The organism is Marinomonas sp. 63XJN7_9_ISO-PGPR-S23-217 (assembly GCF_056173515.1).
Window position 1 is genome coordinate 4,539,064 of sequence record NZ_CM149678.1, and the last position, 15,784, is coordinate 4,554,847.

Annotated in this window: 15 protein-coding genes; 6 read left to right on the top strand and 9 right to left on the bottom strand. The window is 39.0% G+C overall.

What is annotated here, in order from left to right:
* Positions 1-321: 321 nt before the first annotated feature.
* The gene (locus AC0VYI_RS21160) at positions 322-1,116 is read left to right on the top strand and encodes a BUD32 family EKC/KEOPS complex subunit (protein ID WP_475445381.1); all 795 of its coding nucleotides are present in this window, start codon (positions 322-324) and stop codon (positions 1,114-1,116) included.
* 419 nt (positions 1,117-1,535) lie between these two features.
* Positions 1,536-2,132: a LuxR C-terminal-related transcriptional regulator gene (locus AC0VYI_RS21165; RefSeq protein ID WP_475445382.1), complete on the top strand. Its 597-nt coding sequence runs from the start codon at positions 1,536-1,538 to the stop codon at positions 2,130-2,132.
* Here AC0VYI_RS21165 and AC0VYI_RS21170 read toward each other — a convergent pair.
* The 7 genes from AC0VYI_RS21170 to AC0VYI_RS21200 all read right to left on the bottom strand — a co-directional run bounded on the left by AC0VYI_RS21170 (position 2,122) and on the right by AC0VYI_RS21200 (position 9,707).
* The gene (locus AC0VYI_RS21170; protein WP_475445383.1) at positions 2,122-2,976 is read right to left on the bottom strand and encodes a hypothetical protein; all 855 of its coding nucleotides are present in this window, start codon (positions 2,974-2,976) and stop codon (positions 2,122-2,124) included. The two genes, AC0VYI_RS21165 and AC0VYI_RS21170, sit on opposite strands and share 11 nt — an antisense overlap.
* On the bottom strand, positions 2,966-5,407 hold the full coding sequence (locus tag AC0VYI_RS21175; RefSeq protein WP_475445384.1) for a fimbria/pilus outer membrane usher protein: 2,442 nt from the start codon (positions 5,405-5,407) through the stop codon (positions 2,966-2,968). The genes AC0VYI_RS21170 and AC0VYI_RS21175 overlap by 11 nt, the downstream gene beginning before the upstream one ends.
* A complete protein-coding gene (locus AC0VYI_RS21180; RefSeq protein WP_475445385.1) occupies positions 5,379-6,101 on the bottom strand; it encodes a hypothetical protein in 723 nt (240 codons plus the stop codon). Before AC0VYI_RS21180 ends, AC0VYI_RS21175 begins: the two co-directional genes overlap by 29 nt.
* Entirely contained in the window at positions 6,101-6,799 is a 699-nt protein-coding gene (locus AC0VYI_RS21185; protein WP_475445387.1) for a fimbrial biogenesis chaperone, read from the bottom strand. Before AC0VYI_RS21185 ends, AC0VYI_RS21180 begins: the two co-directional genes overlap by 1 nt.
* Before the next feature lie 59 nt (positions 6,800-6,858).
* Positions 6,859-7,335 carry a hypothetical protein gene (locus AC0VYI_RS21190; protein WP_475445388.1) on the bottom strand — a complete coding sequence of 159 codons (477 nt, stop codon included), beginning with the start codon at positions 7,333-7,335 and terminating at the stop codon, positions 6,859-6,861.
* A 53-nt stretch (positions 7,336-7,388) separates the two neighbouring features.
* On the bottom strand, positions 7,389-7,859 hold the full coding sequence (locus AC0VYI_RS21195) for a hypothetical protein (protein ID WP_475445389.1): 471 nt from the start codon (positions 7,857-7,859) through the stop codon (positions 7,389-7,391).
* Between the two features lie 495 nt (positions 7,860-8,354).
* Positions 8,355-9,707, bottom strand: coding sequence for a sigma-54 interaction domain-containing protein (locus AC0VYI_RS21200; RefSeq protein ID WP_475445390.1), 1,353 nt, complete (start codon positions 9,705-9,707; stop codon positions 8,355-8,357).
* A gap of 222 nt (positions 9,708-9,929) precedes the next feature.
* Here AC0VYI_RS21200 and AC0VYI_RS21205 point away from each other — a divergent pair, with 222 nt between their 5' ends.
* The gene (locus tag AC0VYI_RS21205) at positions 9,930-10,811 is read left to right on the top strand and encodes an MBL fold metallo-hydrolase (protein WP_475445392.1); all 882 of its coding nucleotides are present in this window, start codon (positions 9,930-9,932) and stop codon (positions 10,809-10,811) included.
* An 84-nt stretch (positions 10,812-10,895) separates the two neighbouring features.
* Entirely contained in the window at positions 10,896-12,491 is a 1,596-nt protein-coding gene (locus AC0VYI_RS21210; protein WP_475445394.1) for a bifunctional protein tyrosine phosphatase family protein/NAD(P)/FAD-dependent oxidoreductase, read from the top strand.
* A gap of 287 nt (positions 12,492-12,778) precedes the next feature.
* Here the strand turns inward: AC0VYI_RS21210 and AC0VYI_RS21215 are convergent, their stop codons facing one another.
* Both AC0VYI_RS21215 and AC0VYI_RS21220 read right to left on the bottom strand, forming a co-directional pair.
* Complete coding sequence (locus AC0VYI_RS21215) at positions 12,779-13,495, bottom strand: SDR family oxidoreductase (RefSeq protein WP_475445395.1); 717 nt, start codon at positions 13,493-13,495, stop codon at positions 12,779-12,781.
* A gap of 70 nt (positions 13,496-13,565) precedes the next feature.
* On the bottom strand, positions 13,566-14,387 hold the full coding sequence (locus tag AC0VYI_RS21220) for an SDR family NAD(P)-dependent oxidoreductase (RefSeq protein ID WP_475445396.1): 822 nt from the start codon (positions 14,385-14,387) through the stop codon (positions 13,566-13,568).
* Between the two features lie 110 nt (positions 14,388-14,497).
* On the opposite strand from AC0VYI_RS21220, the gene AC0VYI_RS21225 reads away from it, so the two are divergent.
* Positions 14,498-15,349 (top strand): helix-turn-helix transcriptional regulator, encoded by an 852-nt coding sequence (locus AC0VYI_RS21225; RefSeq protein ID WP_475445397.1) that lies wholly within the window; start codon positions 14,498-14,500, stop codon positions 15,347-15,349.
* On the top strand, positions 15,340-15,648 hold the full coding sequence (locus AC0VYI_RS21230; protein WP_475445399.1) for an SDR family oxidoreductase: 309 nt from the start codon (positions 15,340-15,342) through the stop codon (positions 15,646-15,648). Before AC0VYI_RS21225 ends, AC0VYI_RS21230 begins: the two co-directional genes overlap by 10 nt.
* The last annotated feature ends 136 nt before the right edge of the window (positions 15,649-15,784 follow it).

Sequence of the window (15,784 nt, forward strand, 5' to 3'; positions counted from 1 at the left end):
CTCTGCCTATAGTTACAAAAAACTTGGCCATTCAGTCAAGAAAAAAACAAGCCTATCTTTAAAAATCAGCGCAACACCAGAGGCTGCAAGGAAGCCAAGCCTTACCCCAATAAAAATAAAAAAAAAGTGAAAATTTTATTTTTGTTTATTCATTAAGTACACATTGTCTCCTTACCCCTTATACCCCAAATGTTAAAATATTGTTACATAACATCACACTAGGCCCCATTCTGGGCACTGTTTTTTATGTTTTTAGACGGGTCATTTGTTTACTAATGGCTCGCTATGAACAGACAGGGATTGCAAACTAAGAGTCATACCATGCAGATTAAAACGAATGATAGCCATACGCCTATTTTTGACGATTTAATGACCCATAAAATATTCAAAAAAGGTCAAAAAATAGAACGGATTAAACATCAAGGACAGTCTGTTTGGGTCAAAAGACCCGAGGCAACGCGCTCAAGTCTATTTCATCGCTTGATTGCTAATTCCACCAAGTTAACTCTCCTCATGCCAGTGCAGGCTAAGACCCAGCAAGAAAGCTTGGCATTTGAGTCAGAAAAATTACAGACACTGGCTTTGCTTGGGCTGCCTGTAGCCAATGTCATAGAGCAAACAGAACACTTTCTCTATTTGTCAGATACGGGCCTGGATCTGCGTCGCTATTTAAAAAAAACAGCATTAAGCCAAACGGAACGAACCGAAGTCATTTTAAAAGCGCTTAAGGTGCTAGCCAGCATTCATAACGCTGGCCATTATCATGCTGGCGCTCAAATCAAAAATTATACAATCGATCAACAAGGGGTTGTTTCAGCCATTGACTTCGAAGACAGCTTTGCTGAACACAATGCATTGATTGATATTCAATATCGAGACGTTTTCCTTTTCTTAATGTCTATTAGCCCATACAGCGATCACGAAACCTTTCAACATGTGATCGATAGCTACTTAAGCATAACCGGCAAGTATCAAATCAAAGAAAAGCTTCAGTACGTTGCAGATCGAGCTAGGCCTTTGATGAAATTACTTGCCTGGCTTGATACACATAATAAAAAGCTCAGCCGAGATATCGCCAGCACTTATAGCTTACTAACGTTTTTAAAAACACTTTAGTCTCACCTCTCTGTAAGGTAAGCAGGAAACAAGTTTTCAAATTGACTTTTTCTTGATTTTCATTGAGTTCCTGCTTTCAGTTCAATTTTTATAAGTTTTATTTCATAAACGTTAAAATACGTTATCCATTTAAAAAAATTATATTTTCAAAATAACAAAAAAACACAATAAAAATACAACAACAAGCTAATTTTCAATTCCATTAAAAAATTTTAGTAAAAACAACATCATATCTAAAGACATTACCATCGATATAGAATATAAATCGAATAAATATCTTCAATCAACAGATATAATAAATTTTTATCATCAAAACAATAGTAAAAATACATTCACTTAAAAAAACAAACTATGTTGATATAAAAAAAATACTATAGTATAGTAAATATTGTGCAAAAAATAATCAGTGGATGTGATATATGGATATTGAGGATATTAAAAAAAACAATAGACATACCAAATTCTTCGAATTTACAAAACACAGCCCTCTGCTTTATGTAGCCAGTGAATATAATCTGCTTCTTGTCAGTTATCATTCACTTAATGTAATTACTAATTATGAACTGATGAATAAATTTATGGAAGAGAGTGGACAAAAAGGACTGGTCATTTTTGATGTTCCTAAAGATAGTGATACGTTAACATTAAAGGAGTGGCCCAATCTGAAAGGAATTTTCTTCGACGATGCAGAGGAGTCACTATTTGAGCAAGGTTTTAAAGCAATTGAAAAAGGAGAACTTTGGTTTCCTAGATCAATAACCGACAGTTGGATGCGGCAATTACTTGAAAACGAACAACAAAGTACATTACGGTCTAGTAATTTAACACGCAAAGAAATTAAGGTATTAAATTTACTTTACTCTGGTCTGGAGTGTAGTGCCATTGCTGATAATTTGTTTATTTCTGAAGCGACAGTACGAGTTCACTTACATAAGATTTATCAGAAAATTGAAGTGAAAAACAAAAATCAAGCACGACTCTGGTGTAAGAAAAATTTAAATAAAATTAATAATTAAGAGGACTTATCTGAAAACGAATTGTGTCGCTGTATTCACCAGCCGCTTGCCTTGTAAAGTCTGCTAAGCGAACGCCAAGCTTGAGTAAAAATTTTGTCTTCTTCTGGTAAGAAAACACCTTTATTTTCTCTTGGTTTAAATTCATCCACTCCCCATCAAGATACAAAAAGTAGTTAATAGAGTATTTATTTTTATAAATATCATGGACTAATCTGCCATGATTTTCTGAGGTGATATGCATCTCAATATCTGAATTTGTCACTACTTTAAGGGTTGGCAGAATATTGTACCTTTTTCCAGAAACAAGTTCACCTAAATTAATTTCGCTAACAGAACTATTGTAACCTAGCATAGAAAGACTTGTTTTTGGTGATATCGTTTCTTCTATTTCAAACTCTTGATTGTCTAACAATTGATTATTTTCATTGTAGAGTTTTAATTTTAATCGATCTGAATACATCCCAGCTTTCACAGGTGTACCTTTTCGAATAAAAAGCTCTATTTCTGCATAGGAATTGACAAGATTTAACCGCGTCATTGACGAGCTAACAATTTGCTGTATATTGCTTCTTATTTGATAAGGTACTATTTGATATTGACCTTTTAACTGAGACTGGTTCTCAGTTGTAAGAATGATATGCAACGGGTGACAATCACTAGTATTCAGAACAGTGATTCCAAGTCGCTTTCTCGCATCACTATGTTGCTCTGAATCGTAGTTCTCAAAATCGTCATATAGATGCTTTACATCACCGAGTTTAGCATTACATTCAGCATAAATGGTCTGTGAAAAAATCAAAGATAATATCAAAATAGAGAGCCTATTTATCTTTTTAGTGCACATAAATCACTCCTTTTCTTTGCAGCTGCTCACCTTTTTTAACATTAATAATAAAAGGAGAGACATCAGAATTTTTTAATTTGATCTCATATTCACATGGCATAAGTCCCGTTAAGGCGAACTTACCCTTTCTATTTGTAAAAAAAACATGCTCTTTCTTTTTCTTATCCGTGGTACACACTGCCGTTCCCACTTGTAAAGAAAAAGGTGTCTTTTTTTCATCTAATAACGTAGCAATAACAGTAATATTAGCGGCATTACCTATCACAATACGGTAGCCACTCCGATAAGGAGGATAGAAAGAGATAACTCCAGCTCCTATATCATACCCTGGAGCAATATCATCGACATCGACAGTTACACTAGAATGATCATATGAATTAATATCATTTAATAAAATGGTATCGAAATCTCCACTACTGGCTTTGTATTTATCGTTTGAACGGCCTAAGACAATCTTTTTATTTTTTAAAGAGGAATGTGCTTTGACTAAAGCAAAGCTATCATAGATAGGTCTGCCAACCGACCAATCATTTTGAGCAAACGCAATACTTGAAGAAAAACTAAGACGGCTTTGATGGCGAGACGATTGAGCATTAAGTTGTTGATAATAACTAGCATGATCGAAACTGGTCAAAAAGCGATTTCCTGTATATTGAGTATTTAAATCAAGCATGGCTTTATCTTGTTGATTTTTCTCTACACCTGCTCGAACATTAAATGCTCCCACATATCTACGGCTGCTATTTTGTGTATATTCTAAACGTGTTCGATTTCTTTTTGATTGATATAATGACCTTAGTCGCTTCGCTGTAGAAATTCTATAGGTCAAAGACAGGTTAACTCTCCATCCATTTTCTCCATTTGCTTGCTCCCATTGACCACCTATATTATAACGCCATTGCCCATTCAAAAGATCTTGAGAGAAATTCACCCCAAAATTTTTATCAAATTGATTTTGATCATAAGATCGAAAAGCATTAGCAAATAAAGAGGTCTGGAAGGTAGGTGTATTAAAAAAGCTGTAATTTACTTGAAAAGTATGTTCTTTAAACCTATATCCATCATTCAAATTCGGCCTGTATCCAAGAGATTGAAAGCCTTTGGAAGCATGTTCGTAAGCGAAGCTAAATGCTTTATGCTTTATACTATTATCAGTAAACGTACTATACACTAACCGATAAGCTTTCCCTTTCTCTTGATCACTAATACTAAGTGCATCTTCGAAGGCAAACAAACCTATTTCAGAAGCAAAAACATGTTTAAATCCTATTTGTTTTATATATTTATCAGCCTGAAAATTAGCACCCACACTCCAGTTTGTTGAAACACCATAATTAAGATATGAACTTATCAATGGCTGATCGTAGAAATATTCCAACCTATTATTGAGTTCAGATGGAACACCTAGAAACAACTCATATTTCAATTCATTTTGTGCTAATAAGTTCAGTCCTGTTGTCACATCAAACTTGATGTAACTAACTTTTCCTGCAGCATCCGTTATTTTAAGCGTAATGTTATTATTTCCTTCATTTAAAGGAATATCATCTAGAGAGTAAACACCAGATGAAAGATTTAGGCGAGAGACTACTTGATCATCAACCATTACTTCGACTGAAGAAGGGCTTTTTAACGTAAAGCTCCTTGATGCGCTCGGTCTAAGAATCCTATCAGATACTAACGAGTAATTATGAGCAATTGATAAACCTAACATACGAGAAGTAGATTGAAAATAGCTTCCCGATGTATACTTATCTCCCAATGTAACCCTTGTACCGTTAGATGGAAAATCATGAATTAATCTCGTTCCAGTACGTTTAATACTAGGATCATTGGCCTCATCTGTTGGATAGTATTCCTCATCATTTTCCAACACCCATCTATTCATATTGATAACCATCTCAGAGCGAACTGCCACTTGCTCATTAACTACATGATCAGATTGACTATTTTGATACAAATAACTCGAATATAAATTCATATAGCCACTTAATGAAGCAGGATCTGTGGGCTTTAACACTCTAGGATCTGACTTCAAACTTATACTTTGTGGTCGAATTATTCCTACTGGGATGGATAGATTAAGAGTAAAATCATTCAGATCAAAATCTACCTTAATATTGATCTTTTTAAAATCGACTTCTGATATCAAACCTTTTTCTTGCCTGCTTGAGAGAATGTAAACATAATTTTGATATAAAATTTTTGAAAAGACAGGCTTCACCTCACTCCATTTGAACAATAGTTCATCATTAGGTTCCACGATTAATGCTATTTTTCCTATTGGATTTTTGTTTACCATAGCCTCAACACTCAGTTCAATTCTATTTTTTGTTGGGTTTATTTTTGCAAATACCGACATAGAGAAAAAGATTAAAAAAAAACATACAAAAATGTTCATATCAGCCAACCAGATCAATATTAAAATCATATAAATCATCTTTTTTAATTGATTTTGGTATTGGCAACTTAATCAACACAGAGCAATAGGGAGGAAAAAAAACATCATAACCTCTTTCTTTTAATTGATTTTTATAATACTTTCCTACCTTAATATCTTTTTTCTTTATTTTAATATTATAATCGCTTAACCTTGCTGCTCCGGCTCCTCTATTGATGACCCTGGCAACCAGATATCCTTTTTCTATATAAGGTTTACCAATCACTAAATCTGGTTTTAGTGCTTTTTGATCAACGTGAATGATCAAATTTAAATTCATCAATATTCGCAGCTTTGAACTTTCAGCTATACTGATGCTGTTGATATCTTCTTCTATCAAACTGACTTGATACGTTTTATCCATAGCAGGAAACTTGTCACCAACCCATCTAAATTGAATTTTTTGATGTTGTCCTGATTCTAAAAATAAAGATGGTGGAAAAACCCATAGAGGAGAATTATTTAACGGTATCAGTACTGGTTTAGAAATACCTGCTTTATCAAATTTCACTTCATAAACTTGAATATCAAATGCAATATCTCTAGGCAGATCGTTATATATAATGCTAAAAGGAGCTGTTTTTTCAGGAGAGAGCGTTACCACCATCGGTGTTATTTCTATTGCAAAAACTGGAAAAACAGAAATCATCAAAAATAAAATGAACGCTCTCGCTAATTTATACATTATAGAACCACTTCCAATTCACTATTGTCAGCATTAAATTGTGATGGAACTTTAATCGTAACTTCACAATTTGAATTTGGAAGCAATAGTTTACCTGTTAGAGCTTTATTCAGAGCTTCACCATCGAGCACCATTTTTTTATCTTTATTTTTTATAATCCATTTTGATTTTGACAGCCGGATATATTTATTACCTTTATTTTCAAGCATCACATTCCAAGAATCACGAGCTGACTGTTGCTTACCTTTGATCACTAACTTAGCTTCAGCCTCTTTTGGCACAACATTCAGTAATGTTTTAAAGCTAACAGCCATACCGACACCTGACTTATTCAGTGATCCTAAATCAACAACTACCTGGTTTATCGCAATACGGTACGCTTTAGAAGCTGACAACAAAGGATCTCCTATGTAGCGGATAATGACGGATTGACTTTTTCCTGGTGGGATAATGGTGGTCAAAGGAATAATTAGAAAATCATCTTCATTAGGCTTTAATGTTTCAGTTCCGCTCTTACCTATCAATAAATTATAGGCTGATATTTCAATGGTCAGAGGAACATTAGAGTCATTTAATACACGCATGGTTTGTTGTGATTGGCTACCTGTTGGTTGAACCTCAAAAACCATCGGTTTTACCTGAAAGGCATAGGCTGAGTAGGAAAAAATAGTATAAATAAAAAAGATAACGTATCGCATAATAATATTTCCTAAGATGAAAAAAAAGGCAGTATAAAACTGCCTTTTTTATTAGGTTTTTAATTCGCTGTAATGGATAGCATTAGCTGATCTGTATAGTTACCAGAGTAAATTGCATCCTGTAGAACCGTTAATTTAATTTTTCCAGAAATGCCTGCGGCTAAAGCTGATGAACCTGGTTGACTTTGAGATGCAACCTGATCATTGGAGCCACTTAATGCAGTCAAAGTAAAGTCATATGGATTAGCCTTTAATTCCGCTTTATAACCAATACCCGTTCCATCTTGGCCATCTACCGTTTGCATATGACCTTCTGATGAAGTAAGCGATACGGTTGCGCCATCTGGATCATTACATTTAACAGTAAAGTCAACGTTGCTGACTTGATCTTTTGCTAGGGTGGTGAATAATACAGATGTATTCGCGGTTTTCACTTCACAAATTGAAGGGACGGTACCACTTACTGAAACGTTTTCTGCGAATACTGCACCTGAAGATAATGTTGCAATTGCTGAGAGTATGATTAACTTTTTCATTTTTGATATTCCTTCATTAATATGGCTAGAATGATTATGTCTAAAATTAACCTTTACCAGACGCCACCAGATACAACAGATGGGGTCATTTCTATGCGTAAAACATCCTGATAGTTTCCCGCATAAATTAACGGATCCAAAAGTTTGAGCTGCAATTTTCCTGTGCGTTTAAATAAAACATTATCAACGTTAAAAAACTTTCTTGTTTTCAAGTTATTAGCTGATACAGACATTTTGTATTTGCTACCAACAATAGAAAACGTCACGCTATAATTTTTTATTTGAGTACTTTGCTGATGGCGCAAGCCACCATTTAATGATTGCATCGATACTCGCATGGGTGAATTACAGTCAATCATTAGATCAGTGCTTGCAAGCCCGGTTGAAGAAAGCGTTAAGTTATTATTGACGGCGGTAAGCCCGCATTTTGCTGGAATATATCCAACTAAATTTAAGCTTACATTGTCACTACCATATGCCGTTAAGGCATAAAAACATATTAATAACCCAATTCTTTTTCTCATTACCACCATTTCCTTTTGGGTTGTCTTGCAAACACAACTGGATCTTAGATAAAAAAAATCCGTTTAGTATGTTTCTATTTGTTTATCACTCTATGAAGAGATATCTGTTTATTTATGAATATATTTTTGTATAACTAAACAAGAAAACCATAAAAACGACTAAACTCATCAAAACATTAAAAATTTAAAAATAAAATCTAATGAATTCATAAGCTTAGTGATTCAGAAATAATTTATTAGAAAGAAAAAAAACTAAACAAATAGATTTAAATGTTTAGTCCATAGCAAACAATAGGAAAAAATAAAATTAAACATAACCATAAAATTAAACTTAATTTATTATTTCTATACAATTAATTACGTTTTCATGACAGATTGATGGCATTTGTAAGGGAAGAGAGAAGCGATAAGAGATGTCAGCGATTTTCATATTCCCCGAAGCAAGTAATGAGATCCATAAAGGTAAAACAAAGGCTTATCAGCCAGATTGATTGGCTATTGCAACTTCCGATAGAGAGAACGCAAGCTAATGCCAGCCACTTCAGCTACTTTCACCTTGTCATGGTTATAAAAGGAAAGTAAATCAGATAAATAAAGCTGCTCAGCTGTTTTCAAATCTACCCATACCCTCTCTGAATCATTCAGCTGTTTAGCATCCACCCCCCCCGTAGACTGGCCAGCAACGTCCTGATTAAGTTCCTGATCAATAATCAGGCATTCCTCTATCGTACTGCGTTCAATGACATTCGTATCCGTCAATATGGTGGCACGGTTGAGAATGTTACTTAACTCGCGAATATTGCCAGGAAAGTCATATTGCTTTAATACATGAAACGCAGAATCCGTAAGATGATATTCCTTACGATGACTAATGCGTTTTAATAATGTGCTAATTAACAACGCCAGATCATCACGTCGTTCACGCAATGATGGAACATAAATAGGGAAGACATTAATTCGATAGTATAAGTCTTGACGAAACGCCCCATCTTTCACCATTTTGGCGAGGTTTTTATGGGTCGCACAGATCAATCTAAAACGCGTATGCTTGGTACTTGAGGAGCCAACAGGCCGAAAAGAACCCGTTTCAATTAGACGAAGTAGCTTGACTTGCATCGACAGTGGGACATCGCCAATTTCATCCAAGAATAGCGTTCCACCGTTCGCTAACTCCACTAACCCAGTGCGATTGCTATACGCCCCTGTGTAGGCGCCTTTAACATGACCAAACAATTCACTTTCAAACAAGGAGTCGGTTAGCCCCGCGCATTCTAAGGTAACAAGCGAATTCTTCGCTCTGTCACTGCCTTGATGGATAGCATGTACCACGAGTTCTTTACCACTTCCCGACTCCCCTAGCAGCAATACAGATGCATCGCTCTGGCTCACTCGGGTCACCTTTTCTAACATGAGATTAAAAGGCTTACTAGAACCCACTAGCGTTTTACTGCCATTTTCAGCACTGGCTACGGCCACAGCTCGCAGTAACTCGACAAAAAATAACAACTTACCCTGGCTATCATGAATAGGCAGCATTTCTACATCCACATGCTCCTTGCCTCTTGGCGTTTGGTGAATATGCAGAACTCGTTCTTTACGACCGGAGTCTAGAGTTGCCGCAAGCGGGCAATCTTCTCCAGCAACATCACAGGGGACGTTATAACCATGGGATACCTCAAAACAACGCGGTTTGGTTTGTAATAAAACCTCACCAAATTCTTCTCGATAATGCTGATTAATCGCGAGAATTTGATAATCCACCGATACCAGAATCGCCGGACAATCGTACCCTTCGAGCATGCTCGTAAGTCCTTCAAGAGACGGTGAATCAGACGCAATGATATCCATACACAAACCTCGCCATTTTTGTCAAAACCAAGGACAAATATGACAATAGATGTGACGTTGGTCAATGCTATTTCAATAAAAACGATCACCACAAAAAATAAAAGTCTTTATTTTTCAACTCACTAAATAACATAAAAAGCGTTGGCATGTTTTCTGCTCTATCAATCTTAATAAGATAAATCAGCATGCTATTAGACCAGTGATCAATCAGTGAGGTGCGAGATGACAACTAACACAGTAATGAAGCCCGAAGTGGCGGCTTTTTTTGAAAAAGACACCAGTACATTTTCTTATGTCGTAAAGGACCCTGAATCGTCGAACTGTGCAATTGTCGACAGCGTAATGAATTTCGATTATGCCTCTGGCAGCACTTTTTATAAAAGCGCTGACGACATTATTGAGTACGTTACGGTCCATAAACTAACCGTAGAATGGTTAATTGAAACCCATGTTCATGCAGATCACCTTTCCGCCGCGCCTTACCTTAAAGAAAAATTAGGTGGGAAAATAGGTATCGGTGAGCAAATCAGTATTGTGCAAGACACCTTTGCCAAAGTATTTAACGAAGGCCAGGAGTTTAAACACGACGGCTCTCAATTTGACCATTTATTCAAAGATGGCGAACAATTTTATATCGGCAAAATGCCATGTACTGCCATGCATACACCCGGCCATACACCGGCATGCTTTACCCATGTATTAGGTGATGCGGTTTTCGTTGGGGATACCTTATTTATGCCCGATGCAGGAACAGCACGAGCTGACTTTCCAGGAGGCGATGCTGGTACCCTGTATGATTCCATTCAAAAAATCCTCGCCCTCCCAGAGGACTATCGAATTTATATGTGTCACGACTATTGTCCAAATGGACGTGAGCTGGAATACCAAACAGACATCAAGACTCAGCGTGACCATAATATCCATGTCAAACAAGATATTAACAAGGCAACTTTTGTCCATTTACGGGAAAGTAGAGATAAAACCCTAGCCATGCCACGTCTTATTTTACCATCGCTGCAAGTGAATATGAGAGCGGGCCACCTTCCTAATCCAGAAGAAAATGGTTTGTCTTACTTAAAAATTCCATTAAACGCCTTTACATAAGACGTCAATAAAGAGCAATCGCATTACAGGCATACCAAAGAGCGGCAAACATACATATAACGACAAAAAAAGAGAGAGAAAAGCATGTTGCGCAAAGCCATCACAGACCACTATTCCGTGTCTGAACAAATCAGTTTAGACGATGTCAATACCCTAGCAAAATCAGGCGTCACACTGATCATCTGTAATCGACCTGACAACGAGGAGGAAGGGCAACTTAACTTTGCCAAAGTGGCCGAACAGGCCAACGCTAATAATATCTCGGCGATACACATCCCCTTTTCTGGAGGCCAAATGCAACCAGAAGACGTTGAGGCATTCAAACAGGCGATAAAAGGGGCACAGAACGTTCACGCATACTGTCGGACAGGTAATCGTTCAACGCAAATCTGGCAAGCTAGCCAAGAACCGACCATTCAACCCCAAGCGGCTGCCTCCGCATCACCCTCCCCGCAATACGATGTTGTTATTGTCGGCGCAGGATCCGCAGGCGTAGCAACCGCTGCGAGCTTGCTAAAGCGTCAATCCAACATCAAACTCTGCCTGATTGACCCTGCCAACAGCCATTACTACCAACCGGGGTGGACCCTCGTTGGCGGCGGCGTATTCAAAGCGGCCAAAACTCACCGAAAAATGGCCCATGTCATCCCCCGCAATAGTACTTGGATTCAACAGTCCGTTAGCTCTTTTTTACCCGACGAAAACAAGCTGGTTCTCGATAACGGTCAGCAAGTCAGTTACCGCTTTTTAGTGGTTGCCGCTGGAATCAAACTCAACTGGGATGCCATCGAAGGACTATCTGAGACTCTTGGAAAGAATGGCGTCACCTCCAATTATCGCTATGACTTGGCCCCTTATACTTGGGAATTGGTAAAAAACTTAAAAGACGGAAATGCCGTATTTACCCAGCCTCCTATGCCAATAAAATGCGCTGGCGCGCCACAAAAAGCCATGTATTTATCATGCGACCATTGGTTAAAAAACGGCAATCACAAGAACATCAAAACGTCTTTTTATAATGCTGGCGGCGTGATTTTTGGCGTACCAGCCTATGTACCCGCTCTTGAAAGCTATCTTAAAAAGTACCAAGTCAACACTCACTTCAGTCACAATTTGGTGAAAGTCGATGGGCCAAACAAAAGAGCATATTTCGCGGCAAAAGACAAAAACGGCGAGCCCACGATCATTGAAACCCAATTTGATATGCTGCACGTTTGCCCACCACAATGTGCACCCGACTTTATTCGCAACAGTCCCCTTGCCGATGAAGCTGGCTGGGTCGAGGTGGATAAGGAAACCTTACAACATACTCGATTTACCAACATCTGGTCACTGGGCGATGTTTCCAACACGCCTAATGCCAAAACCATGGCCGCCGCTCGTAAACAGGCTCCGGTCGTCGCCCAGAACATTGCCGATGCATTACAAAATCGTCCAATGAAAGCCATTTACGATGGTTATGGTTCCTGTCCGCTCACCGTTGAGCGCGGCAAAATCGTCTTGGCAGAATTTGGCTATGGTGGGAAGCTTTTACCCACCTTTCCAAAATGGATCAACGATGGTACCAAACCCACTTATTTTGCTTGGTTATTAAAAGAAGAAATCTTACCGCCCTTTTATTGGCATGGCATGCTAAAAGGCTATGAATGGTTCGTTAAACCTGAAATACGCAAAGACTAGAATCTAACCGTGGCCTTTAAGCGTTTTTTACAGCTTTTTCTTGGCCAAAAATCTATTACTCTCGGTACTCAGTACCCTCTTTGGATCACTGCATATCACAATTCCAAGCATTTAAAAACATCATCGAAGATCTGGTTTAGAACAATTAAATGACCAGAAAAAACGCTTGATGAGAAAATCTCATAAAGCTGAGAACTTTAATTAAACTGCTCCACCCTGATTCCGGTTTTTTACCGGAATCAGGCTATTCAACGATATTTTTCCGTCTTAAATTTTAAACATCAACCTTATCCACCGAACCGCAATCCTCCATCACAAACGATCACCTCACCGGACATAAAGTGGTTAGCAATCAAAAACGCGATGGCTTGGCCGACATCTTCTGGACGCCCAACACGGCCAACAGGGGTCTTAGATGCATAATCAGCGAAAGCCGATGCTTTTTCCTCTTCTGTGAGAAAATCCCACCAAGGTGTATCAATAACCCCAGGAGAAACGCCGTTGACACGCAGAGGACGAAGCTCAGCGGCAAGAATAGGAACTAGTGCTGCGACAGCTGCATTAGCGGCACCAATCCCAGCTGTCCCAGGCATAGCGGCTTGTGCGGTAACTGCCGAGATAAAGATGATGCTCCCATCTTTACGTAGTGACGGTAGTGCTGCTTGAGCCGTAGCAAAATGTGGAAAAAACTTTTCCTCAAAACCTTGTCGCACTGAGTCCAAACTAACAGACTCGAATGATCCCGCTCCCTTGTCACTACCTAGAGCTAACACAAGATGATCGAATGCACCGATACGTTTAAAAGCATCAGACAGTTGAGCCTTATCTGCTGCATCTAAGACAAATACAGCAAGATCACCAGCTAATGTGGACTTCGCCCTTTCTAATCGCTGTTTGCTGCGCCCCATAATGGTGACCTTATAATCTAGAGCAAGAAGCTGGCTAGCAGTAGCAAAGCCGATACCAGAAGATCCACCGACGATAACAATATGTTGTGATGACATTGTATTATTTCCTTACTGTTGAGATTAAAAATTAAGATAGCTAAAGCAGATCATCGCCTGCCATTGTTCCTCATTTTGACAAGCCGACAAGTTCGAGACTTAATGATCGTAGACATTCTCGAGCCTTACTGTCATAGGCTTGGGAGTTAGCTCGATTGAGGTGAAATCCTTCGAAGTAGAATCCGCTTATCTCTTTCATGTCACTGGAAACTGCAAGATGGTAGATAGCCTCGGCGCCTTCCTCTACGGTACTGATTGGTGAAATGCCGTCTTTACGCACCATGGCCGTATCCATATAAGTGGCCGGATGTAAACAATTCACCGTAATGCCATAACGATGAAGCTCAGTAGCAAGATCAAAAGTGAACATAATCTGTGCTAACTTGCTTTGACAGTAAGCTCGCGTACCGCTATAACCATGGCTTAGCATCACATTATTAAAATCGATAGCCTGTTGACCAATGGAACAAACATTAACGATACGAGCATCACTCACTGCCTTAAGATTGGGCAGAAGCAGATATGTCAACAAATACCCTGCTAAATAGTTCACAGAAAAACGCAGCTCAAAACCATCTTTAGATAGCTCACGGGATGCTCTTCGACCTCCAGTTCCAATACCTGCGTTATTGATCAAAATATCTAAACTCGGATGGTCACGATTTACGGCATCGGCCAAATTTCTCACCTGTGATAGAGATGAAAAATCTGCAGGATAAAAATACGCCCGTCCACCATAGCTCGTGATCTGCTTAACAAGGCGTTCACCCCGCTCAAGATGACGACCATGGATCAACACCATTGCCCCTTGTGCTGCCAAAATATTGGCAAGATATTGGCCAACACCATCGGTGGAGCCCGTAATTAATATCGTCTTTTCGTTTAACTGCATAATGCCAGTCCCTCCTAAATGTCATTGAATTGATGGCATTGTTGCAGCGATTGGCAAGCATAAACAGTTTCGGTAATATCATAGTATTGATTACTACTATGGTATGAAATATGGACAATATTCCCCTTCACCTTGACACTCGCCGCCGCGAATTTGGAGCCTTTTTGCGCTCCCGCCGTGAAAAACTAACACCAGCCGACGTTGGTTTAGCTGAAGGATTTCGCAGACGAACACCTGGACTGCGGCGTGAAGAAGTTGCGTTGCTTACAGGTGTTGGCACCACTTGGTATACTTGGCTTGAACAAGGGCGAGATGTTAATCCCTCAATTGAAGTGTTGTTGGCACTGACCGATGCCCTCAAACTCGATCCATCGGAACGTCGTCATCTATTTGTGCTAAGCAATAGACAACCACCGGAAGAAACTCAGACAGGGCCAGAACAAGTCGAAGAACCTTTAAAGCGAATGCTAGCAAGTCTGATTGGTCAACCTGCTTATGTACTGGGCCGTCGCTGGGATGTATTAGCCTGGAATCACGCCGCCGAGGTCTTGTTTGGAAAATATGACAAGCTTCAAGGCGACGAGCGTAACATCATGCACCTCATCTTTGCCAATACAGCACACCGCCATTTACTCATCGATTGGGACAAACTCGCACCAGCGGCGCTTGCGATGTTTCGCGCAGACAGCGCCCGCTATGCCGGAGATCCCGATTTTGAAAGGCTAATTACCATACTGAAGAAAGCCAGCCCAGAATTCAGACTTTGGTGGTCCAAGCATGATGTACTACGGCCTTTTTCGGGTCACAAGCGCATAAAACATCCAGTGGCTGGCTCAATGACATTTGAATATACCAGCCTCACCGTTTCCGATCAGACAGGTATTAAACTCATTGTTTACACACCACTTGCAGAGAAGAATACAATTATGAAACTGAAAGAATTACTTGAAAAATGTCCATAAATAAAGTGGACCACTACCCCTTAAATAAGGGGAGGATTACAGTTCGTGGGCTTGCAATCGAATGCTCTCCTATTAGAGTCAATACGGTCTCCCCTGGCTGGGTAGAAACACCTTTATGGGATGCCATTCGTCCAGAATTAAAAGAGCGGCAAGACCTGTTTAACTCAATGTCACAAAAAATCCCAGCTGGGCGCATTGGCCAGCCAATTGATGTAGCTCAGGCTATCCTATCCATCATTGGCAATGGATTTATAAACGCAACAACACTTTATATTGATGGTGGACAAAGACTCGTCTAGAGGGAATTTTGTGGACCCCAAGGTCATTATCGAGCAGCTAGAGCCAATACCAACGTTTTATTGATGGCTCTTCTAAAAATCCTTAACCTCAATTACCTTTCATATCATCTAGTAACCTATGCTACTCTTCGGAATA

Excerpts from the sequence above, each read along its gene's own strand:
- AC0VYI_RS21185 (WP_475445387.1), bottom strand. The coding sequence starts at position 6,799 with ATGCGATACGTTATCTTTTTTATTTATACTATTTTTTCCTACTCAGCC.
- AC0VYI_RS21200 (WP_475445390.1), bottom strand. The coding sequence starts at position 9,707 with ATGGATATCATTGCGTCTGATTCACCGTCTCTTGAAGGACTTACGAGC.
- AC0VYI_RS21225 (WP_475445397.1), top strand. The coding sequence starts at position 14,498 with ATGGACAATATTCCCCTTCACCTTGACACTCGCCGCCGCGAATTTGGA.
- AC0VYI_RS21190 (WP_475445388.1), bottom strand. The coding sequence starts at position 7,335 with ATGAAAAAGTTAATCATACTCTCAGCAATTGCAACATTATCTTCAGGT.
- AC0VYI_RS21170 (WP_475445383.1), bottom strand. The coding sequence starts at position 2,976 with ATGTGCACTAAAAAGATAAATAGGCTCTCTATTTTGATATTATCTTTG.
- AC0VYI_RS21210 (WP_475445394.1), top strand. The coding sequence starts at position 10,896 with ATGTTGCGCAAAGCCATCACAGACCACTATTCCGTGTCTGAACAAATC.
- AC0VYI_RS21220 (WP_475445396.1), bottom strand. The coding sequence starts at position 14,387 with ATGCAGTTAAACGAAAAGACGATATTAATTACGGGCTCCACCGATGGT.
- AC0VYI_RS21160 (WP_475445381.1), top strand. The coding sequence starts at position 322 with ATGCAGATTAAAACGAATGATAGCCATACGCCTATTTTTGACGATTTA.
- AC0VYI_RS21230 (WP_475445399.1), top strand. The coding sequence starts at position 15,340 with ATGTCCATAAATAAAGTGGACCACTACCCCTTAAATAAGGGGAGGATT.
- AC0VYI_RS21215 (WP_475445395.1), bottom strand. The coding sequence starts at position 13,495 with ATGTCATCACAACATATTGTTATCGTCGGTGGATCTTCTGGTATCGGC.
- AC0VYI_RS21180 (WP_475445385.1), bottom strand. The coding sequence starts at position 6,101 with ATGTATAAATTAGCGAGAGCGTTCATTTTATTTTTGATGATTTCTGTT.
- AC0VYI_RS21205 (WP_475445392.1), top strand. The coding sequence starts at position 9,930 with ATGACAACTAACACAGTAATGAAGCCCGAAGTGGCGGCTTTTTTTGAA.
- AC0VYI_RS21165 (WP_475445382.1), top strand. The coding sequence starts at position 1,536 with ATGGATATTGAGGATATTAAAAAAAACAATAGACATACCAAATTCTTC.
- AC0VYI_RS21195 (WP_475445389.1), bottom strand. The coding sequence starts at position 7,859 with ATGAGAAAAAGAATTGGGTTATTAATATGTTTTTATGCCTTAACGGCA.
- AC0VYI_RS21175 (WP_475445384.1), bottom strand. The coding sequence starts at position 5,407 with ATGATTTTAATATTGATCTGGTTGGCTGATATGAACATTTTTGTATGT.